The sequence below is a fragment of the Cupriavidus sp. MP-37 genome, from assembly GCF_020618415.1.
In the GTDB taxonomy this organism is placed as follows: Bacteria; Pseudomonadota; Gammaproteobacteria; order Burkholderiales; family Burkholderiaceae; genus Cupriavidus.
Genome location: NZ_CP085344.1, coordinates 3,268,975 through 3,289,790, shown reverse-complemented (window position 1 = coordinate 3,289,790; position 20,816 = coordinate 3,268,975). Strand labels below are relative to the sequence as shown.

Here is a 20,816-nt window from a genome sequence, read left to right as displayed (position 1 = left end):
CGCCACAAGCGTGCCGCATTGCCCGCCGCCGCAGGCACTTGACGCTACCCGCGTCATCGAAGGAAAAGCCTGACTCTCGTGCAGAACCTGCTGCGTCTGTGCGGTGAGAATTCGGCGCATCAAGGCACCTCAGGGCCCTTAACCTTGGCATAGCCAGCCGCCTGGCCAATCCCTCGCCAGTTGTTAAGGAGCCCTGAATTGCCACCAGCGCTGATCGTCGACGAACCCTCGAAGTTCCGCACCTTGTTATGCGCCGAACTTGCCGCCGAATTCGAAGCGGACGAGGTCCTGGAAACGGATGGTGTCAGGGAGGGTTTCCGCCTCGCCCGCGAACACCGTCCCGGCCTGGTGCTGGTCGATGTCGAACGCTTCGGCAATCCCGGCATCGACTTCGTGCGGCGGGTGGCGGCCACGCTGCCGAGCGTGCCGCTGCTGGTCCTGTCCGGCACCGACACCGCGCAGGCGCCGGTGCGGGCACTGCGCGCCGGCGCGCACGGCTTCGTGGTCAAGCAGCGCGGCGTTGAGGAAGTGATGCAGGCCGTGCGCGGCGTGCTGAGCGGCTATCTGGTGTTTCCGCTGCAGACGCTGGAGACGGTGCGCCAGCTTGGTGAGCAGCAGCAGGCTGGCCTGCCGCGGCTGAGCAACCGCGAGATCACCATTCTCCAATACCTGGCGCGCGGACATTCCAACAAGTCGATCGCCGCGCAGCTGCTGATCAGCAGCAAGACCGTCAGCACGCACAAGGCCAATATCATGGCCAAGCTGCATGTGGGCTCGCTGGTCGAGATGGTGGACTACGCGCGCCGGCATCAACTGGTGTGGTGAAAGGCGCCTGCCGGGTTTGGCGCGCCCGGCCGCGCCGATCCGCCATCGCGGGTAGACTGATGGCATCTGTGACGAATCCGAGCTATCCGCCCGATGCCCCAGACCCTGAATGCTGTCGTGCGCCGCCTTGGCGCCGTCGCCATTGCCTGCGCCACGTGGCTTGCGGTGCCCGCCTTTGCCAACGAGCCGATGTGGTTCGTGCAGGGCCGGCCGGTGCCGGAAGCGCGCCAGGCGGTGGACGCGCTGGCCGCCGTGGCCGCCGATGGCCTCGATCCGCGCGACTACGATGCCGAAGCGCTGCGCCAGGCGGTGACCCAGGCCGCCCACGGCCCGGCGCTGCCGCCCGATGCCGCGGCGCGGCTGGATGCGGCGCTGAGCGCCGCGATGGAACGAATGCTGTCCGACCTGCACGGCGGTCGCGTCAACCCGCGCGCGGTCCATGCGAATTTTGCGCCGCAGGCGGAACGGCCTTTCGATGCCGCCACCACGCTGCGCGATGCCGTGGCCCAGCACCGCCTGCCCGAAGCCATCCGCCAGGCCGCGCCCACGTTCCCGCTGTACGGCACGCTGCGCCAGGCCCTGGCCCGCTATCGCGACATCGCCCGGCAACCGGTGTGGCAACAGCCGCTGCCGCCGCTGCCGGCCAGCAAGCTGACGCCGGGCCAGCCCTGGACCGGCGCCGCCGCGCTGACTGCGCGCCTGGTGGCGTTGGGCGACCTGCCCGCCGGCACGCAGCCGCCGGCGCGCTACGAGGGCGCGCTGGTCGATGGCGTCAAGGCCTTCCAGTCGCGCCATGGGCTGCAGCCCGACGGCGTGATCGGCGCGGCCACGCTGGCGCAGCTGAGCCTGCCCATCGCCGAGCGCGTGCGGCAGATCGAACTGACCATGGAGCGCCTGCGCTGGACCCCGCTGGACGGCCCGCGCATGATCGTGGTCAACGTGCCGGAGTTCATGCTGCGCGCCTATGAAGTCCGCGACGGCAAGCTCGACATCAAGCTGGAGATGAAGGTGATCGTCGGCAAGGCGCTCGACACGCGCACGCCGCTGTTCGAGGAGGACATGCGCTATATCGAATTCAGCCCGTACTGGAACATCCCGCCGTCGATCGCGCGCCGCGAGACGGTGCCGCGGCTGCGCCGCGATCCGGGATATTTCAACCGGCAGGGGCTGGAGTTCGTAGGGGGCGACGGCAAGGCCGTGACCACCCTGTCCGAGGAGAACCTCGATGCGGTGCTGAACGGCAGCCTGCGCATCCGTCAGCGGCCCGGCCCGCTCAATGCGCTGGGCGATATCAAGTTCGTGTTCCCCAACAACGAGAACATCTACCTGCACCACACGCCGTCGCCGCAACTGTTCAAGCGCGACCGGCGCGACTTCAGCCACGGTTGCATCCGCGTGGAAGCCCCAGTGGCGCTGGCCCAGTTCGTGTTGCACGATATGCCGGAGTGGAACGAGACCCGCATCCGCGAGGCGATGGCGCGTGGCAAGTCCAGCACGGTGCGCCTGCAGCAGCCGTTGCCGGTGGTGCTGGCTTACGGCACGGTCATCGCGCGCGCCGATGGTCGTGTATCCTTCCTGCCTGACATCTACGGTCACGACAAATTGCTGGACAAGGCGCTGCGTCAACGCAACGGGCGCCCCCAGCCGCGCGCTGTTGCAAGCGCCGCGGGCGCCATTCGATAGGCGCCGCTCCATGCACATTCAGAGGAAGTACCATGACTGACGCGACGCGCAAGGCACGCCGCCGCTTTCTTCATACCACCGGAACCCTGGCGCTGGCCGCCGGCCTGATGCCGCTGGCGCCGCGCCGCGCGCTGGCCAGCCTGCCCGCCAACCAGGCGCTGGCCGGCCTGCCGGATGCCCGCACGCTGGCTTTCGATCACACCCATACCGGCGAGCGGGTGTCGCTGGTCTATGCCGTCGGCGATCGTTTCGTGCCCGAAGCGCTGACCGCGCTCAACGGCTTCCTGCGCGACCATTATTCCGGCAAGGTCGGCACCATCGATCCGCAGCTGTTCGACCTGCTGTTCCAGGTCCGCCGCGAGCTGGGCACCGACAAGCCGTTCCAGGTCATTTCCGGCTACCGCAGCCCGGCCACCAATTCGCGCCTGCGCAACTCGCGCGGCGGCGGGGTGGCCAAGCACAGCCTGCATATGGACGGCAAGGCCATCGACATCCGGCTGGCCGGCGTGTCGCTGGCCGATGTGCGCGATGCCGCCAAGTCATTGCAGGGCGGTGGCGTCGGCTACTACGAGACCGACCAGTTCGTGCATATCGATACCGGGCGCGTGCGCTACTGGTAAGCGTTGCCCGCGGGGCCGTCCGTGATGGGCGGCCGCGTTCCCTGGCGAGAACGCTTGTTTGGCGCGAACCAAAGCAAAAAGCCGCGAACCCTTGCGGGATCGCGGCTTTTCAAATAGATGGTGGCGAATCAGGGACTCGAACCCCGGACCTGCGGATTATGATTCCGTCGCTCTAACCGACTGAGCTAATTCGCCAACGAAGACTGAGATTATACCTGGGCTTTCGAGACTGTCAACACCTTCCGGCGAAGATTTTGCATGAAGGTCTGGGGCACAAAAAAACGGCAGGCCAGGTGGCCTGCCGTTTTGCTCAGTGCCGCACGACCGCTCAGTCGTTGGCGTAGATATTCACGTCCTTGGTCTCGCGGATGAACAGCGCGCCGACCACGAAGGTGAGGGCGGCGATGATGATCGGGTACCAGAGGCCGTAGTAGATGTTGCCGTTCTGCGCCACCAGCGCAAACGAGATGGTGGGCAGCAGGCCGCCGAACCAGCCGTTGCCGATATGGTAGGGCAGCGACATCGAGGTGTAGCGGATGCGGGTCGGGAACAGTTCCACCAGCATGGCGGCAATCGGGCCGTACACCATGGTGACGTAGATCACCAGGATGACCAGGATCACCAGCACCATGATCGTGTTCATCTGCGCCGGGTCGGCCTTGGTCGGATAACCGGCGGCGGCCATCGAACTGCCCACTTCCTTCTTGAACGCCGCGATCTGCTGCTTGCTGGCGTCGTCGAAGCTGTGGCCGTTGACCAGCTTGGCATCGAAGGCCTTGATCTCCTTGTCGCCGATCTTGACGCTGGCCACGGTGCCGGCCGGGGCCTCGACCACTTCATAGCTTGCCGAGGCCTGGGCCAGGGTACGCTTGGCGATGTCGCACGAGCTGCGGAAGTCGATCTCGCGGGCGATCGGGCTGCCCTGGAACGAGCACTGCTTCGGGTCCGCGGTCACCACGATCTGGGCGCTTTGCTGGGCGCGCTCCAGCGCCGGGTTGGCGTAGTGGGTCAGGGCCTTGAACAGCGGGAAGTAGGTCAGCACGGCCAGCGCGCAGCCCGCCATGATGATCCACTTGCGGCCGATCTTGTCCGACAGCGCGCCGAAGAAGATGAAGAACGGCGTGCCGATCACCAGTGCGCCGGCGATCAGCAGGTTGGCCGTCTTGGCATCGACCTTGAGCACCTGGGTCAGGAAGAACAGCGCGTAGAACTGGCCGGTGTACCAGACCACGGCCTGGCCGGCGGTCAGCCCCAACAGCGCCAGGATCACGATCTTCAGGTTGCGCCATTGGCCGAACGACTCGGTCAGCGGGGCCTTGGAGGTCTTGCCCTCGGCCTTCATGCGCTGGAATGCCGGCGATTCGTTCATCGACAGCCGGATATAGACCGACACGCCCAGCAGCAGGATCGACAGCAGGAACGGGATGCGCCAGCCCCAGACCTCGAAGTTGGCACCGGTCGCCTCGCGGCACAGCAGGATCACGATCAGCGACAGGAACAGGCCCAGCGTGGCGGTGGTCTGGATCCACGAGGTGTACGCGCCGCGCTTGCCGTGCGGAGCGTGTTCGGCTACGTAGGTGGCGGCACCGCCGTACTCGCCGCCCAGCGCCAGGCCCTGCAGCATGCGCAGCGCGATCAGGATGATCGGCGCGGCCCAGCCGATGGTGGCGTAGCCTGGCAGCAGGCCGACGATGAAGGTCGACACGCCCATGATCAGGATCGTCACCAGGAAGGTGTACTTGCGCCCGATCATGTCGCCCAGCCGGCCGAACACCAGCGCGCCGAACGGCCGCACGATAAAGCCGGCGGCAAATGCGAGCAGCGCGAAGATGAAGGCCGAGGTCGGGTCCAGCCCGGCAAAGAACTGCTTGGCGATGATCGCCGCCAGCGAGCCATACAGGTAAAAGTCGTACCACTCGAACACCGTGCCCAGCGACGAGGCAAAGATCACCTTGCGCTCTTCGGCAGTCATCGGTGCGTTCTGCGCGCCCCCTCCGGGCACCGCAACGTTTTGCACGTTTGCCATCTTGTCTCCTCCGTCTGGATTGGATCTCGGGCGGGACGTGGCGCGCGGGAAGCACCGTGCGGCTGGCCCCATGCCCAGAGTTGCAGAGGATTGTGGGTGGCGAAACTTACTGCGGTCTGACAGATTCCGGCGCGCCCGCGGCAAAAAATGTCGGGGTATACGCTAGCCGCGCAGAGCATCATGGATGCTGCGCTGCAGGGGCCTGGCGCCTTCGCTCCGCACCGTGGTGCGTCTTGCCGGCGTGCGGCTATGCAGCATCCGCGCCCGGGCCGCGCGAGGCGCCCTGCGAGGGCATCGGCACCGGCGGCGCCTCGGCGCTGTCGGCTTCGGCGTCGCCATGGTTCATGCGCCAGGCGTAGAGCGCGGCCATCAGCACATAGACCACCAGCGCGCCTTGCGCGCCTACCCAGAACGAGAACGGCCAGCCGAAGAAGTTGAAGCGCAGGTCGCGTGCAAACCACGCCACCACGAAGGTGACCGTGAACCAGACCGCGAGCAGGCCGCAGATCCAGCGCAGGTTGCGGTGCCAGGCCAGGCGATGGCGTGCCTCGGCGCTGCCGGGGGCTGGAGTGTCGTTCATGGGGACGGAAAGTTTTCGGGACGGCGCAGCGTCACGCGGAAATGCGCGCCGGCCAGCCGTGGCGATTGCTGGTAGACGTGGTCCGAGATCTGGACGTCGCCGCCGTGCTGCTGCACGATTTCGCGCACGATCGCCAGACCCAGGCCGCTGCCTTCGGTGTTGGTGCCGAGCACGCGGTAGAAGCGCTCCATCACGCGGTCGCGCTCGGCCGGCGCAATGCCCGGACCGGTGTCTTCCACATCCAGGTAGGCGAACGGTTCGAAGGCGTCGGCGCTGACCCGCACCGTGGCGCGGCCGCCGCGCGGCGTGTAGCGGATGGCGTTGTCGAGCAGGTTGTTGAGCATCTCGGTCAGCATCAGGCGGTTGCCCTGGACCATCACCGGATGGTCGTCGGCATCGAGGCCCAGGTCGATGTCGCGCGCCCACGCCTGCGGCAGCCAGTCCTTGACTACCTCGCGCGCCAGCGCCGCCAGGTCCAGCGCGGCCATGCCGCCGGTGCCGGCCAGGTTTTCCATGCGCGCCAGCGACAGCAGCTGCGTGACCAGGTGCGCGGTGCGCTCCGAGCTGCCCGCGATCTGCGCCAGCGAGCGCCGCAGTTCCTCGGGCGACTGCTCGCGCTGCGCCAGCTCGGCCTGCATGCGCAGGCCCGCCAAGGGTGTCTTCATCTGGTGCGCGGCATCGGCGATAAAGCGCTTCTGGGTCTGCACCGACTGGTCCAGCCGCGCCAGCAGTTCGTTGAACGAGCCCACCAGCGGCGTGATCTCCTGTGGCGCGGCGCGTTCGTCGATGGGGCTGGTATCGCCCGGGTTGCGCGCGCGGATGCGCTGCTGGATCGCGGTCAGCGGCGCCAGCCCGCGCGACAGCCCGAACCACACCAGCACCACCGCCAGCGGCAGGATCACGAACTGCGGCAGGATCACGCCCTTGATGATTTCGTTGGCCAGGCGCGCGCGCTTGTCCAGGGTCTCGGCCACCTGCACCAGCACCGGCTGGGTGCCGCTGACCTGCTTGAGCTCGATATACGTATAGGCCACGCGCACGTCGTTGCCGGCCACGCGGTCATCGCGCAGCGACACCAGTCCCGCGTGGCCCTGGTCGTCCTCGGACGGCAGCGGCAGGTCCTGGTCGCCGGCGATGTATTCGCCGCGCTTGCCGACCACCTGGTAGTAGATGTTGTCGGTCTCGTCGGCGCGCAGGATCTCGCGCGCCGACAGCGGCAGCTGCAGCGTGACGCGGCCGTTGACCTCGCGCACCTGCTGCGACAGCACGATGGCGCTGGCCTCGAGCGCGCGGTCGAAGGGACCGTTGGCGATCGACTTGGCCACCAGGTAGGTCACCGCGATGCTCATCGGCCAGAGCAGCAGCAGCGGGGCCAGCATCCAGTCCAGGATCTCGCCGAACAGCGAGCGCGGCGCGGGGTGGGCGGTGCTTTCTTCCAGGTGCGGCAGCGCGTCGGCCAGGTCCTGGTCGGTGGCCTCCGGCGCGGAAGAGGGAGGTGGCGCGGCGCGGGGCACGCGCCGCCATGGCAGTCGCAGCAGGCTCATGTCGGCGAGGTTGGACTCAGGTCGGTCGCGTGGCCTGCAGTGATGGGATCAATGCGGCGCGGCCACCGCCGGCTGGAATTTCTCCAGGCAGTAGCCCAGCCCGCGTACGGTGGCGATGCGGATGCCGCCCACCTCGATCTTCTTGCGCAGGCGGTGCACATAGACCTCGATGGCATTGTTGCTGACTTCCTCGCCCCATTCGCACAGGTGGTCCACCAGCTGCTCCTTCGATACCAGGCGGCCGCTGCGCGTCAGCAGGATCTCGAGCAGGCCGATCTCGCGCGCGGACAGGTCCAGCATCTGGTCGTTCAGATAGGCGATGCGCCCGACCTGGTCGTAGGCCAGCGGCCCGTGCCGCATCAGCGTGGCGCCGCCGCCGGCGCCGCGCCGCACCAGCGCGCGCACGCGCGCTTCCAGCTCGGACAGGGCGAAGGGCTTGGCCATGTAGTCGTCGGCGCCCAGGTCCAGCCCCTTGACGCGCTCGTCGACGCTGTCGGCGGCGGTCAGGATCAGCACCGGCAGCATCGCGCCGCGCGCGCGCAGACGCTTGAGCACCTCCAGCCCGGACATGCGCGGCAGGCCGAGATCGAGGATCAGCAGGTCGAAAGTCTGGGTCGACAGCGCCGAATCGGCTTCCAGCCCATTGGCAACATGGTCGACGGCGTAACCCGAGTGGCGTAGCGAGCGTGTCAGGCCGTCGGCCAGCACGTCGTCGTCTTCGGCGATCAGAATGCGCATGGTTGTCTCCACCCTGGCCGGCATAGCCGGCACCAGTGCGCAAGGGGCACGGGGGCGCGAAGGGGCTTGCCAAGCATACTGTTTTTTTATACAGTACCCGCACGTTCCGCTAGCGCCGCCCGGGGAGACCCCCTGGAGTGCGGCCGCGCAGACAGCCGGGCCGGCGCCGATGCCGGCAAATGCCGGTGCCGCGCCACATGCGGCCTATTTATACACCATTGACTCAAGGACGACCATGGACGACAAGAAGGCAGGTGCCGGCGTGAGCGCCGAGAAGCAAAAGGCGCTTGCCGCCGCGCTCTCCCAGATCGAGAAGCAGTTCGGCAAGGGCTCGATCATGCGCCTGGGCGACGGCGAGGTCGAAAAGGACATCCAGGTGGTTTCCACCGGTTCGCTCGGCCTGGATATCGCGCTTGGCGTCGGTGGCCTGCCGCGCGGCCGCGTGGTCGAGATCTACGGGCCGGAATCCTCGGGCAAGACCACGCTGACGCTGCAGGTCGTGGCCGAGATGCAGAAGCTGGGCGGCACCTGCGCCTTTATCGATGCCGAGCACGCGCTGGACGTCAACTACGCTTCCAAGCTCGGCGTCAATGTCGGCGACCTGCTGATCTCGCAGCCCGACACCGGCGAGCAGGCCCTGGAAATCACCGACGCGCTGGTGCGCTCGGGCTCGATCGACCTGATCGTGATCGACTCGGTCGCCGCGCTGGTGCCCAAGGCCGAAATCGAAGGCGAAATGGGCGATTCGCTGCCCGGCCTGCAGGCCCGCCTGATGAGCCAGGCGCTGCGCAAGCTGACCGGCACCATCAAGCGCACCAACTGCCTGGTGATCTTCATCAACCAGATCCGCATGAAGATCGGCGTGATGTTCGGCTCGCCCGAAACCACCACCGGCGGCAATGCGCTGAAGTTCTACGCCTCGGTGCGCCTGGACATCCGCCGCATCGGCTCGATCAAGAAGGGCGATGACGTGATCGGCAACGAGACCAAGGTCAAGGTGGTCAAGAACAAGGTGTCGCCGCCGTTCCGCGAGGCCTTCTTCGACATCCTCTACGGGCAGGGCATCTCGCGCCAGGGCGAGATCATCGACCTGGGCGTCGATGCCAAGATCGTCGAGAAGTCGGGCGCCTGGTACAGCTACAACGGCGAGAAGATCGGCCAGGGCAAGGACAACGCCCGCGAATACCTGCGCGAGAACCCGGACATCGCCGACGAGATCGAAAACAAGGTGCGCGCGGCGCTGGGCGTGGTGGCCATGAACCCCACGGCCGCAGCCGCGGCGGCCACGATCGAAGACTGACCGCGCCGGCGGCCATTGCTGCAGCAACCGGAAAGGCCGGGCATCGATGATGCGCCGGCCTTTTTGTTTCGGCCCGGAATTTCACGACCCTCATGGCCACCCGTCCCCCCCTTTCGCTGAAGGCCCGCGCCGTCGGCTACCTGTCGCGCCGCGAGCATAGCCGCGCCGAGCTGGCGCGCAAGCTGGCGCCCCATGCCGAGTCGGCCGAGCAGCTGGAACAGTTGCTGGACGCGCTGGAGCGCGAGAACTGGCTGTCGAACCAGCGCTTTGCCGACAGCCTGGTGCATCGCCGCGGCGCCCGCTACGGCACCGCGCGCGTGATGCAGGAGGCCAAGACCCACAAGCTCGACAGCGAGCAGCTGGGCGAACTGCAGGAGCGCCTGCGCGCCACGGAAGCCGAGCGTGCCCGCGAGGTCTGGCGCAAGCGCTTCGGCACGCCGCCCGACACGCCCGAGGCACGGGCCAAGCAGATCCGGTTCATGGTGGCACGCGGTTTTTCGCGTGCGGTGGTCGGCAAGATCATCCAGGGCGCGGATGAGGACTACGGCGACGAGGGTGGCGAGGCCTGATGCGCCATGGTTGGCCGACAATCCCGCGCGACAGTTGCGGCGCAAGGATGTTCCCGGCCGACGCGGCGCGGCATGTTAAACTCCCCGGGTTATTCGGTGCTCCGGTACCGCCGTTTCCCAGCCCCCGTATTCCCGTATTCCCAGCCTGGCCATGCCTCTGTCCCAGCCCGTCAACCGCTCCCTGCGTCACCGTCGCGCCATTGCGGCCGAGGCGTACCAGAGAGAGGACGGCCTGTGGGACATCGAGGTGCGCCTGACCGACACCAAGCCCCGTGACATCGAACTGGCCGGCGACCGCATCCGCCCGCAGGGCCAGCCGCTGCACGACCTGTGGCTGCGCATCACCATCGACGAGGACATGACGGTGCTGGATGCCGAGGCCTGCTCGGACTGGGTGCCGTACCCGTCCCATTGCGACACGATCGGCCCGGCTTACCGCAAGCTGATCGGGCTGAACCTGCGCAAGGGCTTTCGCAAGGCCGTGCGCGAGCGCCTGGGCGGCATGCACGGCTGCTCGCACCTGACCGAAGCCGCCGGCGTGCTGCCGAGCACCGCGATCCAGGCTTTTGCCGGCGAGGTCATCAGTATCCGCGACAACGGCGAGGACGATCCGAATCCGGAGCCGCCCTATCAGTTGAACGGCTGCCACGCCCTGCGTTTCGACGGCGAGGTGGTTCGTCAGTTTTACCCGCGCTGGTATGGTCACCAGCCGACGCCCAAGGTACGGGCCGAGGCCGCGCCTGCCGTCGCATCCGCGCCCCAGGCGCAGCAGCCCGCGGCCAATGGCGACCGCGGTGGTCACGCAATCGACGGCAACGACGCTGTCCCGGCCGACCGGCCGACCGGCACCTCCGGCTGATTCTCAGGATCGGCCAGCCCGACGAGAAAGTTCGTCTTCTTTCAGATTCTTCCCTTCTACCTTTTACGCCTACCCGAAAGGAAACACGCATGAATATCCATGAGTATCAAGGCAAGGAAATCCTGCGCAAATACAATGTGCCGGTTCCGCGCGGCATCCCCGCGTTCTCGGTTGACGAGGCCCTGAAGGCCGCAGAACAACTCGGCGGCCCGGTGTGGGTTGTCAAGGCACAGATCCACGCGGGTGGCCGCGGCAAGGGCGGCGGCGTCAAGGTTGCCAAGAGCATGGACGAGGTCAAGACCTACGCGTCCAACATCCTGGGCATGCAGCTGGTCACGCACCAGACCGGTCCGGAAGGCAAGAAGGTCAACCGCCTGCTGATCGAAGAAGGCGCCGACATCAAGAAGGAACTGTACGTTTCGCTGGTGGTGGACCGCGTGTCGCAGAAGATCGCCCTGATGGCGTCGAGCGAAGGCGGCATGGACATCGAGGAAGTCGCTGCCCACACCCCGGAAAAGATCCACACGCTGATCATCGAGCCGTCGACCGGCCTGACCGACGCTGACGCCGACGACATCGCCCGCAAGATCGGCGTGCCCGACGCGAGCGTGGCCCAAGCTCGCCAGGCCCTGCAAGGCCTGTACAAGGCGTTCTATGACACCGACGCCTCGCTGGCCGAAATCAACCCGCTGATCCTGACCGGCGACGGCAAGGTGATCGCGCTGGACGCCAAGTTCAACTTCGACTCGAACGCGCTGTTCCGTCATCCGGAAATCGTCGCCTACCGCGACCTGGATGAAGAAGACGCCAACGAAATCGAAGCCTCGAAGTTCGACCTGGCCTACATCTCGCTGGACGGCAACATCGGCTGCCTGGTGAACGGCGCCGGCCTGGCCATGGCCACCATGGACACCATCAAGCTGTTCGGCGGCGAACCGGCCAACTTCCTCGACGTGGGCGGCGGCGCCACCACCGAGAAGGTGACCGAAGCCTTCAAGCTGATGCTGAAGAACCCGAACGTGCAGGCCATCCTGGTCAACATCTTCGGCGGCATCATGCGTTGCGACGTGATCGCCGAAGGCGTGATCTCGGCCTCGAAGGCCGTGTCGCTGAACGTGCCGCTGGTCGTGCGCATGAAGGGCACCAACGAAGAACTGGGCCGCAAGATGCTGGCTGACTCGGGCCTGCCGATCATCTCGGCCGACACGATGGAAGAAGCCGCCCAGAAGGTCGTGGCTGCCGCCGCCGGCAAGTAAGCCGAGGCGCCGTTACCCAATACAAGCGAACTTCGGCAGCGCGCGTGGCCTTTGCCCGCGCTGCCAGAGTCAAGCAAAGGACGAAAGCATGTCGATTCTGATCAACAAAGACACCAAAGTCATCACCCAGGGCATCACCGGCAAGACCGGCCAGTTCCACACCCGTGGCTGCCGCGACTACGCCAACGGCAAGAACGCCTTCGTCGCCGGCGTGAACCCGAAGAAGGCCGGCGAAGACTTCGAAGGCATTCCCATCTACGCCAGCGTCAAGGACGCCAAGGCCCAGACCGGCGCCACCGTGTCGGTCATCTACGTGCCGCCCGCCGGCGCCGCTGCCGCGATCTGGGAAGCCGTTGACGCCGACCTGGACCTGGTGGTCTGCATCACCGAAGGCATCCCCGTGCGCGACATGATGGAAGTCAAGGACCGCATGCGCCGCGAGAACAAGAAGACCCTGCTGCTGGGGCCGAACTGCCCGGGCCTGATCACGCCGGACGAAATCAAGATCGGCATCATGCCGGGCCACATCCACAAGAAGGGCCGCATCGGCGTGGTGTCGCGCTCGGGCACGCTGACGTACGAAGCCGTGGGCCAGCTGACCGCGCTGGGCCTGGGCCAGTCGTCGGCTGTCGGCATCGGTGGCGACCCCATCAACGGCCTCAAGCACATCGACGTGATGAAGATGTTCAACGACGATCCGGACACGGACGCCGTGGTCATGATCGGCGAGATCGGCGGTCCGGACGAAGCCAATGCGGCCCACTGGATCAAGGACAACATGAAGAAGCCGGTGGTTGGCTTCATCGCTGGCGTGACCGCGCCTCCGGGCAAGCGCATGGGCCACGCCGGCGCGCTGATCTCGGGCGGTGCCGACACCGCCCAGGCCAAGCTGGAAATCATGGAAGCCTGCGGCATCAAGGTGACCAAGAACCCGTCGGAAATGGGCCGCCTGCTGAAGGCCATGCTGTAAGCCCTGGCCGCCTGTCCGCGACGGCGGGAGCGACCGTTCCTGCAATGCCCCCGCCCCGGCGGGGGCATTGTCGTTTCCGGGGAGTGATTCGGGCGTCATCTTTGACCCTGAACATTACAAGATTGAAATCTAATCGAAAGGTTCATCGGTTAAACAGTCATGTCTGCGCCTTCAGACATCCAAAATCCCGTCGGATGACGGGGCGCGCCATCACATAGAACTCGAGGAGCCTCCCCGTGGAACTGCTGTCTTCCACCACTTTCTGGATTGCGTTGGGATCGATCATCCTGACCAATATCGTCCTGTCCGGCGACAACGCGGTGGTGATCGCGCTCGCCTCGCGCAACCTGCCGCCCGCCCAGCAGAAGAAGGCCATCTTCTGGGGCAGCGCCGCCGCCATCATCATGCGCGTGGTGCTGACCGTCGCCGCGGTCAAGCTGCTGAGCCTGCCCTACCTGAAGATCATCGGCGCGGTGCTGCTGGTCTACATCGGCGTGCAGCTGCTGACGGGCGAGGACGATGAAGAGGGCCACGACGCCAAGGACAATATCTGGGCCGCGATCCGCACCATCCTGATCGCCGACCTGGTGATGTCGCTGGACAACGTTGTCGCCGTTGCCGCCGCCGCGCAGAAGGGCCCGGAAGGCAGCCAGCTGCTGCTGCTGATCGTCGGCCTGGGCCTGTCGATCCCGCTGATCGTGTTCGGCAGCACCCTCCTGCTCAAGGTGATGGAGCGCTTCCCGGTCATCATCGTGCTGGGCGCCGCGCTGCTCGGCTACCTGGCCGGTGAGATGCTGGTCAGCGACCCGGTCGACGCCGCCTGGTTCGAAGTCCACGTACCGCACGCCCACCTGGTCTTCGGCGCGGCCGGCGCGATCCTGGTGGTGATCATCGGCAAGCTGCTCAGCCGCCGGTCGGCACAGACCGCCTGACGGCAACCAGTGCATGCGGGAAGGGCGGCCAGTTGGCCGCCCTTTTCCATTGGAGAGGCGCCGCGTGTGTCGGTGCCCCGGCCAACTAACTCATGTGAGTGATCGCACTTTTTGTCGCGCTTGCCTGTGGTAGCGCTCCCAGGTGACAATTTTTGGCGCAAACGGCGAGCATCACCCCGACGGGTGACGAAATTTGTCGCTTTTCACCCCCTACGGATGGGGGATGCCGCTGGCACGCTTGCTGCTCAATCGTCCCCGCGTCACGAAACCGAAGACGTGCAACGCTTAACCAAAATCTCTTCGAGGGGTCAAATCATGCAACGGGTACAACAACTGAAGAAGCTGGGCCGCCGCGTCCAGAAGGGCTTTACGCTGATCGAACTGATGATCGTGGTGGCGATCATTGGTATCTTGGCGGCGATTGCGATTCCGCAGTATCAGGACTATACAATTCGGGCAAAGCTGTCCAACGCCATCACCTCTGCTGATCCGTTGAAGCAGGCGGTCGCCCTGTGTATTCAAGAGGCGGGTGGTGTCGCTACTAATTGCAATACGGCTAATGCGGCAGCCAATATCCCGGCTTTCGCTCCGACCAAAGAAGTTACCGGTGCTACAGTCACTGGCAGTGGTGTCATTAAGCTGACCCTGGGCACAGGTATCGGTACTAACGTGGACGGCGGGATTATTGTCATGACGCCCACCCCCAATGCAACGGCAGTATCCTGGGCTAATACTGCTGAGGGTGCGCTGACCAACACGGGCGCCCTGAGCTATCTGCAGCGGAACAACGTAGCTGCGGCCTCGGGTGCTAGTTCCTAATTTCGCCTAGTCTCGGTAGCAAGCGCCTTCGGGCGCTTTTTTTTTTGTTGCTGCTTCACGCTATTATTTGCCTTTCTTTTTGCGAGGCGCTAAATGCCGCCGTCTAGGGCCCACTTCCCCTCGGTCGCTTTGATCGTAGCGATCGTCGCTCCACATCTGGTTTCGAGGCATACCCTGCCGCTGCCGACCTTTTACGGTGAATGGAATGCTGCATTGTGTGCGATTGCTGTGACCGCACTGATGCTATCCCGCAAAGCCACCACTGGCACTATCTCTACACCCACGGTGATTGTCCTGTTCATCTGGCTCATAGGGATCGGGATATCGCAACAACTATCGGGAGCGCCCGATGTTACTGGCAGCCGCGTCCTTACAAATGCCGTGCTGGTCTTGGGCGCTGTCGCCGCGTATGCCGCATGGCATGTTCGAGAGATCAAATATCCAGATGCGCAGGTGTGCAGGTGCCTCGCCGTTGCTTTTCTGCTAGCCGGCTTCATCGGTACCCTGGCGCAATGGGTTCAAGTCTTCCGTCTGGAGCACAGTGCATTCGGTCTAGTATCCACCTACTTCTACGACACCAACCGCCGCCTCTGGGGCAATCTCAACCAGCCCAACCATCAAGCGACCGTGCACGGCCTCGCACTGGTCGCCTCAGTGTGGCTGGCCTCGCGTGGCCGTCTGCGTTTCCCGATGTGGCTGGCCGCGGTGGCCCTGTTGGAAAGCGGCATCGTGCTGTCCGGCTCGCGTACCGGCGTGTTGCATGTGGGCCTTGCCGCGTGCTACGCGTTGCTTGCGGCGTGGCTGGCGCGAGGCGATCGCCGCGGCCCGGATCCCATGCAGCGCCCGGTCGGACTTGTGGTGGCTGCCGTGGCCATGGTGGCCATGCTGCTGGCCCTGCAGCCCGCGATCAAGGCGGCGGGGCAGGCCTTTGACTGGCGCCTGTTCGACACCATCGCCCAGCTCGAAGCTGAAGACCAGATTTCGGCGCGCGGTGCGCTGTGGGCGCACGCCATCGCGATGTTCCGCGCCCATCCGTGGTTTGGCGTGGGCTGGGGCGAGTTCGGCTGGGCGCAGTTCCAGCAGCTGGATCAGGTCGGCGTGAAGGTCGAGATGTCCCTGCACGCGCACAACGCGATTCTGGATCTGCTGGCGAAGACCGGCATCGTCGGCACCGCCGGCGTGGGTGTGATCCTGCTGGCGTGGCTGTGGCGCGTGGTGCGGGCGCGCTTGTGGCATGGCGATGGGGAGGAGCGCAAGCAGACGGTGCTGGTGCTGACGTGGCTGGCGATGCTGTGCGCGCATTCGATGCTGGAATACCCGCTGCATTACCTGTATTTCTTCCTGCCGTTCTGCTTCATGCTGGGCTGGCTGGAGCCGTCGGGCTTCGGCCGCTGGCGGCTGCCGTTGCCGGTGGCGCGCGGGCTGGCGCTGGCGTTGGTCGCGGTGGCCGCGGTGGTGCTGGGCACGATGTGGCAGGACTACCGCCGCGCCGAAGCGCGCGAGTATGCCAGCAGCGAAGGCCGCGAAGCGTTGCCGATGCCGCGCTTCTGGTTCCGCCAGCATGCGCAGGCCGATGCGGCCGGACAGGCCGCCATCACGCCGGAGAATGCCGCGGCACTGTTGCCCGCGCATGTCGCGGCGGTGCACCTGCTGCCGACGCCGGCCATGATCGCGCGCACGGCATGGCTGCTGGCGCTGACCGGCGATGCCGCGCAAGGCCGGCTGTGGATGGAGCGCCTGAGGTGGTACTACCTTGGCGACGAGGCCGCGCAGTACGCGACGATCGCGCAGGCGTGCCGCGGCGTGAAGGCGGACCAGCGCCCGCAGGCGTTCTGCGGCTGGGTGGCCGATCGCTCGCGGCGGCTTGCGGAACTGGGCCGGGACTGACCTAGTAGTACGGGTACGGGCTGTAGTAGACCGGCGGCGGGGGCGGCGGATAGTAGTACCGCGGCGCCGGGACCGCGGCCACGCGCCCCGGCACGGGCACGCGATTGCCGCTGGCGTACATGCACTGCACGTAGGCGGCATCGTATTGCTGCTGCGTGCCGTAACCCGCGTATTGCGCATTGCCTGCACCGACCGCCGCCCCCGTCAGCAGGCCGACGCCCGCGCCCACCGCCGCGCCCGAGCCGCCGTTGAAGGCCGCGCCGGCGGCCGCGCCCAGCGCGGTGCCGACCACGGCGCTGCCGAGCGCGGCATTGTTGGCGGCCTGTGCCGAAGACACTCCGCCGACGCGCCCGAAGGCGAATTGCCGGCAGTTGTAGTCGTCGGCGCGGAACTGGTCGAAGTTCTTGCCGGTGCCGGGCAGCGCCATCACGCTGGGTCCCGAGGGCAGCACGGCGCAGGCGCCGAGGGTGAGGGTGGCCACGGCCAGCGTGGCGCGGATCAGGGCATGCATGGTGTCACCCCGTGTCAGGAATTGGCCGGCGGCTGTGCCGGTACGCGTTGCCAGCCGCCGGGACAGGACGCCACGTAGGGGTAGTAGCCTTCAGGCTGGCTGCAGTGGTACCACCAGCCCTGCTGCGGCATGACGCCGTCGGGGCCCGGAGCGGGCACCGGGCCATTGGGTCCCTGCTCGATGTATTGCGGCGGCGCGGCCGGCACCGCGGGCACCGCCACCACCGCGGGCGGGTAATAGTACGGAGCGGGGTAGCCATAGGGATAGCCACCGTAGAACGCGCCGGGCCCGAGATAGATGCCGACGCCCACGCTGGTGCGCGCCTTGACCATGCCGTCGCGGAGATCGCCGCCATGCCAGGCGGCATCGTGGAGATCGGCCCGCCCGGCAAGGGCGGCGCCGCTGGCGGCCGTGGCCGCGAGTGCCAGGGCGATCTGGCAGAGCATGCGCCCGTTCATGGTATCCACCTCATCCCCGCGCGCAGCGCGGACCGGGTCGGCCGGCCGCAATGCTGCGGCGGGCCTGCAATGATATTGAATACCAAATTGTCGCGCGCAGCGGTGGGGGACGGCGCGCGTGGAAATGCCGCGTTACCTTTATTACCAGGGAACGAAGTTGGCGTAATACGAGGCCACGTAGCCCTTGCCACGCGTACTGCGAACGTCACGCACGCACGGATTCGACGCTGGGGGATCAACCCGCTGCCACCCAATCTCCCGACTTGCCCCCATGCTTCTCCAGCAGCTTCACGTTGCCGATCACCATGCCACGGTCCACCGCCTTGCACATGTCGTAGATCGTCAGCAGCGCGACCTGGACGCCGGTCAGTGCCTCCATCTCCACGCCGGTCTGGCCGCGGGTCTCGGTGCGCACGGTGCAGGTCACGGTGGCGGCGGCCTCGTCCAGTGCGAAGTCGACGGCCACCTTGGTCAGGCCGATGGGATGGCACAGCGGGATCAGGTCGGCGGTGCGCTTGGTGGCCATGATCGCCGCCACGCGGGCGATGCCGATCACGTCCCCTTTCTTGGCGCTGCCGTCGCGCACCAGGGCGAAGGTGGCAGGCTGCATGGTGATGGTGCCGGTGGCCACCGCGACGCGATGGGTGCTGGCCTTGTCGCCGACGTCGACCATGTGGGCTTGTCCGGCGGTGTCGAAATGGGTGAGCTGGGTCATGATCGAGAGCTTGGGGCGAACTGCATGCATGGGACCGCCAATGCCGCCGGGAGGCGTCCGACCGACGCGTCCGATGGGAACGGCCCCGGGAGGCCGCTATCATAGCAACATGCCAAAACACCCATCGCTTCGCAGGTCTGCCGCACGTGGCCGTGGCGCCGGGGCGGATGCCGTGCCTGCCGGTTCCGCGTCACATCATGGCGCCTGGGCTCCCTGGCGGCGGCCGCTGGCGGCGTTGCTGGCGCTGACGTTCGCCGCACCGGCGTGGCCCCAGGGTACGCCGCGCACCGCGGCCGCGCCAGCGGCGCCGGTGGCTGTGCCGCGCGCGCCGGCGCCAGCCACGCCGGCCACGTCGGGCGAAGCCGCGGACCAGGTCTACGACAACCTGAACCGCAGCGTGAAGGCCGGCCAGAAATCCGAGTTCGGCCTGCGCACCAACAACGCGGTGGTCGAAGCGGGCGGCGTGCAGCTGCCGGACCTCGGCGACCCGTCCACGGCGTCACTGTCGCCCGACATGGAAAAACGCCTGGGCGACCGCATCATGCGCGATATCCGGCGCGATCCGCTGTACGTGCCCGATCCGCTGCTGTCCGACTATCTGAACGCGCTTGGCTACCGGCTGGTGCAGGCGGCGCGGCGCCAGAACATTTCCGGCTCGACCGGCGCGGGCACGTTCGCCACCGGCTTCGACCTGTTCGCGGTGCGCGACCGCAGCATCAACGCCTTTGCGCTGCCGGGCGGCTATATCGGCGTGCACACCGGGCTGCTGGTGCAGTCCGATACCGAGTCCGAGCTGGCCTCGGTGCTGGGCCATGAAATCGGCCACGTGATGCAGCGGCATATCGCGCGCGGCATCACCCAGCAGGACCAGTCGATGTGGATTGCGCTGGCATCGATGGTGCTGGCCGGGCTGGCCGCGACGCGCAGCCCGGATGCGGCGGCGGCGCTGGCGATGGGCGGGCAGGGCGCCGCCATTGCCAACCAGCTGTCGTTCTCGCGCGGCGCGGAGCGTGAGGCCGACCGGGTCGGCTTCCAGATCCTGACTGCCGCAGGCTTCGATCCGCAGGGGATGCCCGATTTCTTCATGCGGCTGCAGCGCGCCGCGGGCACCGCCGAGAATTCGGTGCCGTCCTATGTGCGCACCCACCCGCTGACTTCCGAGCGCATCGCCGACATGCAGGACCGCGTCAGCCACGCCAGCCAGCGCAAGGTGCCCAACACGCCCGAGTACGAGTTCGCGCGCATGCGCGCGCGCGTGATCCAGGAAGCGTCGCCGAGCGACCTGCAGAACCTGCGCGCGGCGCTGCGCACGCAACTGGCCGGGGCGTCGGCGCTGCGCGCGCCGGCGCTGCACTACGCGCTGGCGTTCGTCGAGCAGCGCCTGCGCCGCTATCCGGCGGCCGAGCAGGAACTGGCCGAAGCCCGACGCCTGTACGGCAATATCCCCGGCGCCAGCTCCGGCAGCCCGATGCTCGATGTGATGGCGGTGGAACTGGCGCGCGCGCAGGGCCGCGTGCCCGAGGCGCTATTGCAGGCCAGCGCTTCGATGAAGGCTTTCCCGCTGTCGCACGCGGTGGCGGTGGTGTACGCCGAGACCCTGATCGGTTCCGGCCGCCATGACGAAGCCGTGCGCTTCCTGCGCGAGCGCACGCGCCAGGAGACCGGCCGCAGCGAATGGTGGGAGATGCTGGCGCGCGCCTACGCCGGCCAGGGCAAGCGGCTGCAGCAACACCAGGCGCTGGCGGAGAAATATGCGATGGACGGCGCCTACCAAGCTGCCATCGAACAGCTGCAGATCGCACGCAAGGCCGGCGACGGCGATTTCTACACGCTCTCCGAGGTCGATGCGCGGCTGCACCAGCTGGAGCGCCAGTACCGCGAGGACAAGCAGGACAACAAGGGCATGCCGAACTGACCGGGCGCTCAGTCGGACGGCTCAGCCGGCCGGCGCCGCCGGCTGGCGCACGAAGCCGAAGTGCTTCGGCACCTCGCTCTCGGCAATCGGCTCGATCGCCAGGTCGCGGCCATCGTGGTGGAACACACCCAGGTCGGCGCCGCAGGCGTCGCCATGCCAGGTGCTGGCGCCGCTGAACTGCTCCAGGTCGTGGTCGTGCAGCAGCGCTGCCTGCACGCCATCGACGCCGTCCACGGTACCTGCCAGCACCACGTTGCCATGCTCATCGGCGTAGCAGGCCTGCAGCGTGAAGGCCTGCTGGGTGGTGGTGCGCAACGCGCCGGCATGCAGCCGCGCGATCCACGGCGCATACCCCAGCGACACGAACACCCGCTGCGGCCCGTTCTGGAAGTACCAGCAGCCGCGCTCGTCGCGCTGGTAGTTGCGCTCGATAAAGCCGATCAGCGCTTCATGGCGGATGGGGTCGCCCGAGAGCCCGTGCTGCTGCGCGTATTCATTGCGCAGGCGCCACTGCCCGCGGCGGTCCAGCGTGAGCCAGCCATAGGCATTGGGCACGTTGGGCCAGCGTGCCATGGCCTGCCTGACGATGTCGTCCATCATTGCCTCCCG

20 protein-coding genes and 1 tRNA gene are annotated in these 20,816 nt (G+C 66.8%); 12 read left to right on the top strand and 9 right to left on the bottom strand.

The features are described 5' to 3' along the window. Positions 1 to 198: 198 nt before the first annotated feature. From LIN44_RS15120 to LIN44_RS15110, 3 genes are all read left to right on the top strand, one after another. Entirely contained in the window at positions 199 to 825 is a 627-nt protein-coding gene (locus LIN44_RS15120; RefSeq protein WP_227312772.1) for a response regulator transcription factor, read from the top strand. Between the two features lie 93 nt (positions 826 to 918). Next, positions 919 to 2,508 (top strand): murein L,D-transpeptidase, encoded by a 1,590-nt coding sequence (locus tag LIN44_RS15115; RefSeq protein ID WP_227312771.1) that lies wholly within the window; start codon positions 919 to 921, stop codon positions 2,506 to 2,508. A 32-nt stretch (positions 2,509 to 2,540) separates the two neighbouring features. Continuing rightward, a complete protein-coding gene (locus tag LIN44_RS15110) occupies positions 2,541 to 3,128 on the top strand; it encodes a DUF882 domain-containing protein (protein WP_227312770.1) in 588 nt (195 codons plus the stop codon). 118 nt (positions 3,129 to 3,246) lie between these two features. On the opposite strand, the gene LIN44_RS15105 is transcribed toward LIN44_RS15110, so the two are convergent. The 5 genes from LIN44_RS15105 to LIN44_RS15085 all read right to left on the bottom strand — a co-directional run bounded on the left by LIN44_RS15105 (position 3,247) and on the right by LIN44_RS15085 (position 8,016). Next, positions 3,247 to 3,323: transfer RNA gene (locus LIN44_RS15105), tRNA-Met, on the bottom strand. 133 nt (positions 3,324 to 3,456) lie between these two features. Beyond that, on the bottom strand, positions 3,457 to 5,154 hold the full coding sequence (locus LIN44_RS15100) for an MFS transporter (RefSeq protein WP_227312769.1): 1,698 nt from the start codon (positions 5,152 to 5,154) through the stop codon (positions 3,457 to 3,459). A 247-nt stretch (positions 5,155 to 5,401) separates the two neighbouring features. Then, positions 5,402 to 5,734 carry a DUF4212 domain-containing protein gene (locus tag LIN44_RS15095; protein ID WP_227312768.1) on the bottom strand — a complete coding sequence of 111 codons (333 nt, stop codon included), beginning with the start codon at positions 5,732 to 5,734 and terminating at the stop codon, positions 5,402 to 5,404. Then, positions 5,731 to 7,278, bottom strand: coding sequence for a sensor histidine kinase (locus tag LIN44_RS15090; RefSeq protein WP_227312767.1), 1,548 nt, complete (start codon positions 7,276 to 7,278; stop codon positions 5,731 to 5,733). Before LIN44_RS15090 ends, LIN44_RS15095 begins: the two co-directional genes overlap by 4 nt. A gap of 48 nt (positions 7,279 to 7,326) precedes the next feature. Next, on the bottom strand, positions 7,327 to 8,016 hold the full coding sequence (locus tag LIN44_RS15085) for a response regulator transcription factor (RefSeq protein WP_012351826.1): 690 nt from the start codon (positions 8,014 to 8,016) through the stop codon (positions 7,327 to 7,329). Positions 8,017 to 8,251: 235 nt separating this feature from the next. Here LIN44_RS15085 and recA point away from each other — a divergent pair, with 235 nt between their 5' ends. The 8 genes from recA (at position 8,252) to LIN44_RS15045 (ending at position 16,608) form a co-directional block, all read left to right on the top strand. Beyond that, a complete protein-coding gene (gene recA, locus LIN44_RS15080) occupies positions 8,252 to 9,316 on the top strand; it encodes a recombinase RecA (protein WP_227312766.1) in 1,065 nt (354 codons plus the stop codon). A 92-nt stretch (positions 9,317 to 9,408) separates the two neighbouring features. After that, entirely contained in the window at positions 9,409 to 9,885 is a 477-nt protein-coding gene (gene recX / locus LIN44_RS15075) for a recombination regulator RecX (protein ID WP_227312765.1), read from the top strand. 151 nt (positions 9,886 to 10,036) lie between these two features. Next, positions 10,037 to 10,744 carry a DUF2889 domain-containing protein gene (locus LIN44_RS15070; protein ID WP_227312764.1) on the top strand — a complete coding sequence of 236 codons (708 nt, stop codon included), beginning with the start codon at positions 10,037 to 10,039 and terminating at the stop codon, positions 10,742 to 10,744. Between the two features lie 89 nt (positions 10,745 to 10,833). Further along, complete coding sequence (gene sucC / locus LIN44_RS15065) at positions 10,834 to 12,000, top strand: ADP-forming succinate--CoA ligase subunit beta (RefSeq protein WP_227312763.1); 1,167 nt, start codon at positions 10,834 to 10,836, stop codon at positions 11,998 to 12,000. Positions 12,001 to 12,088: 88 nt separating this feature from the next. Continuing rightward, entirely contained in the window at positions 12,089 to 12,970 is an 882-nt protein-coding gene (sucD, locus tag LIN44_RS15060) for a succinate--CoA ligase subunit alpha (protein ID WP_209768154.1), read from the top strand. Positions 12,971 to 13,206: 236 nt separating this feature from the next. Further along, entirely contained in the window at positions 13,207 to 13,902 is a 696-nt protein-coding gene (locus LIN44_RS15055) for a TerC family protein (RefSeq protein WP_227312762.1), read from the top strand. 315 nt (positions 13,903 to 14,217) lie between these two features. After that, the gene (locus LIN44_RS15050) at positions 14,218 to 14,721 is read left to right on the top strand and encodes a prepilin-type N-terminal cleavage/methylation domain-containing protein (RefSeq protein ID WP_227312761.1); all 504 of its coding nucleotides are present in this window, start codon (positions 14,218 to 14,220) and stop codon (positions 14,719 to 14,721) included. A 93-nt stretch (positions 14,722 to 14,814) separates the two neighbouring features. Then, positions 14,815 to 16,608: a Wzy polymerase domain-containing protein gene (locus LIN44_RS15045; RefSeq protein ID WP_227312760.1), complete on the top strand. Its 1,794-nt coding sequence runs from the start codon at positions 14,815 to 14,817 to the stop codon at positions 16,606 to 16,608. A gap of 1 nt (position 16,609) precedes the next feature. On the opposite strand, the gene LIN44_RS15040 is transcribed toward LIN44_RS15045, so the two are convergent. The 3 genes from LIN44_RS15040 to moaC all read right to left on the bottom strand — a co-directional run bounded on the left by LIN44_RS15040 (position 16,610) and on the right by moaC (position 18,292). After that, a complete protein-coding gene (locus tag LIN44_RS15040; RefSeq protein WP_227312759.1) occupies positions 16,610 to 17,119 on the bottom strand; it encodes a hypothetical protein in 510 nt (169 codons plus the stop codon). A gap of 14 nt (positions 17,120 to 17,133) precedes the next feature. Beyond that, the gene (locus LIN44_RS15035; RefSeq protein ID WP_227312758.1) at positions 17,134 to 17,577 is read right to left on the bottom strand and encodes a hypothetical protein; all 444 of its coding nucleotides are present in this window, start codon (positions 17,575 to 17,577) and stop codon (positions 17,134 to 17,136) included. A gap of 235 nt (positions 17,578 to 17,812) precedes the next feature. After that, positions 17,813 to 18,292, bottom strand: coding sequence for a cyclic pyranopterin monophosphate synthase MoaC (gene moaC, locus LIN44_RS15030; protein ID WP_227314411.1), 480 nt, complete (start codon positions 18,290 to 18,292; stop codon positions 17,813 to 17,815). Between the two features lie 109 nt (positions 18,293 to 18,401). Between moaC and LIN44_RS15025 the strand changes: the two genes are divergently transcribed. Continuing rightward, positions 18,402 to 20,207 (top strand): M48 family metalloprotease, encoded by a 1,806-nt coding sequence (locus LIN44_RS15025; protein WP_227312757.1) that lies wholly within the window; start codon positions 18,402 to 18,404, stop codon positions 20,205 to 20,207. 21 nt (positions 20,208 to 20,228) lie between these two features. Here the strand turns inward: LIN44_RS15025 and LIN44_RS15020 are convergent, their stop codons facing one another. Continuing rightward, positions 20,229 to 20,804 (bottom strand): DUF2946 family protein, encoded by a 576-nt coding sequence (locus LIN44_RS15020; protein WP_227314410.1) that lies wholly within the window; start codon positions 20,802 to 20,804, stop codon positions 20,229 to 20,231. Between the last annotated feature and the right edge of the window lie 12 nt (positions 20,805 to 20,816).

Excerpts from the sequence above, each read along its gene's own strand:
- LIN44_RS15115 (WP_227312771.1), top strand. The coding sequence starts at position 919 with ATGCCCCAGACCCTGAATGCTGTCGTGCGCCGCCTTGGCGCCGTCGCC.
- LIN44_RS15110 (WP_227312770.1), top strand. The coding sequence starts at position 2,541 with ATGACTGACGCGACGCGCAAGGCACGCCGCCGCTTTCTTCATACCACC.
- LIN44_RS15100 (WP_227312769.1), bottom strand. The coding sequence starts at position 5,154 with ATGGCAAACGTGCAAAACGTTGCGGTGCCCGGAGGGGGCGCGCAGAAC.
- LIN44_RS15095 (WP_227312768.1), bottom strand. The coding sequence starts at position 5,734 with ATGAACGACACTCCAGCCCCCGGCAGCGCCGAGGCACGCCATCGCCTG.
- LIN44_RS15090 (WP_227312767.1), bottom strand. The coding sequence starts at position 7,278 with ATGAGCCTGCTGCGACTGCCATGGCGGCGCGTGCCCCGCGCCGCGCCA.
- LIN44_RS15085 (WP_012351826.1), bottom strand. The coding sequence starts at position 8,016 with ATGCGCATTCTGATCGCCGAAGACGACGACGTGCTGGCCGACGGCCTG.
- recA (WP_227312766.1), top strand. The coding sequence starts at position 8,252 with ATGGACGACAAGAAGGCAGGTGCCGGCGTGAGCGCCGAGAAGCAAAAG.
- recX (WP_227312765.1), top strand. The coding sequence starts at position 9,409 with ATGGCCACCCGTCCCCCCCTTTCGCTGAAGGCCCGCGCCGTCGGCTAC.
- LIN44_RS15070 (WP_227312764.1), top strand. The coding sequence starts at position 10,037 with ATGCCTCTGTCCCAGCCCGTCAACCGCTCCCTGCGTCACCGTCGCGCC.
- sucC (WP_227312763.1), top strand. The coding sequence starts at position 10,834 with ATGAATATCCATGAGTATCAAGGCAAGGAAATCCTGCGCAAATACAAT.
- sucD (WP_209768154.1), top strand. The coding sequence starts at position 12,089 with ATGTCGATTCTGATCAACAAAGACACCAAAGTCATCACCCAGGGCATC.
- LIN44_RS15050 (WP_227312761.1), top strand. The coding sequence starts at position 14,218 with ATGCAACGGGTACAACAACTGAAGAAGCTGGGCCGCCGCGTCCAGAAG.
- LIN44_RS15045 (WP_227312760.1), top strand. The coding sequence starts at position 14,815 with ATGCCGCCGTCTAGGGCCCACTTCCCCTCGGTCGCTTTGATCGTAGCG.
- LIN44_RS15040 (WP_227312759.1), bottom strand. The coding sequence starts at position 17,119 with ATGCATGCCCTGATCCGCGCCACGCTGGCCGTGGCCACCCTCACCCTC.
- LIN44_RS15035 (WP_227312758.1), bottom strand. The coding sequence starts at position 17,577 with ATGAACGGGCGCATGCTCTGCCAGATCGCCCTGGCACTCGCGGCCACG.
- moaC (WP_227314411.1), bottom strand. The coding sequence starts at position 18,292 with ATGACCCAGCTCACCCATTTCGACACCGCCGGACAAGCCCACATGGTC.
- LIN44_RS15025 (WP_227312757.1), top strand. The coding sequence starts at position 18,402 with ATGCCAAAACACCCATCGCTTCGCAGGTCTGCCGCACGTGGCCGTGGC.
- LIN44_RS15020 (WP_227314410.1), bottom strand. The coding sequence starts at position 20,804 with ATGGACGACATCGTCAGGCAGGCCATGGCACGCTGGCCCAACGTGCCC.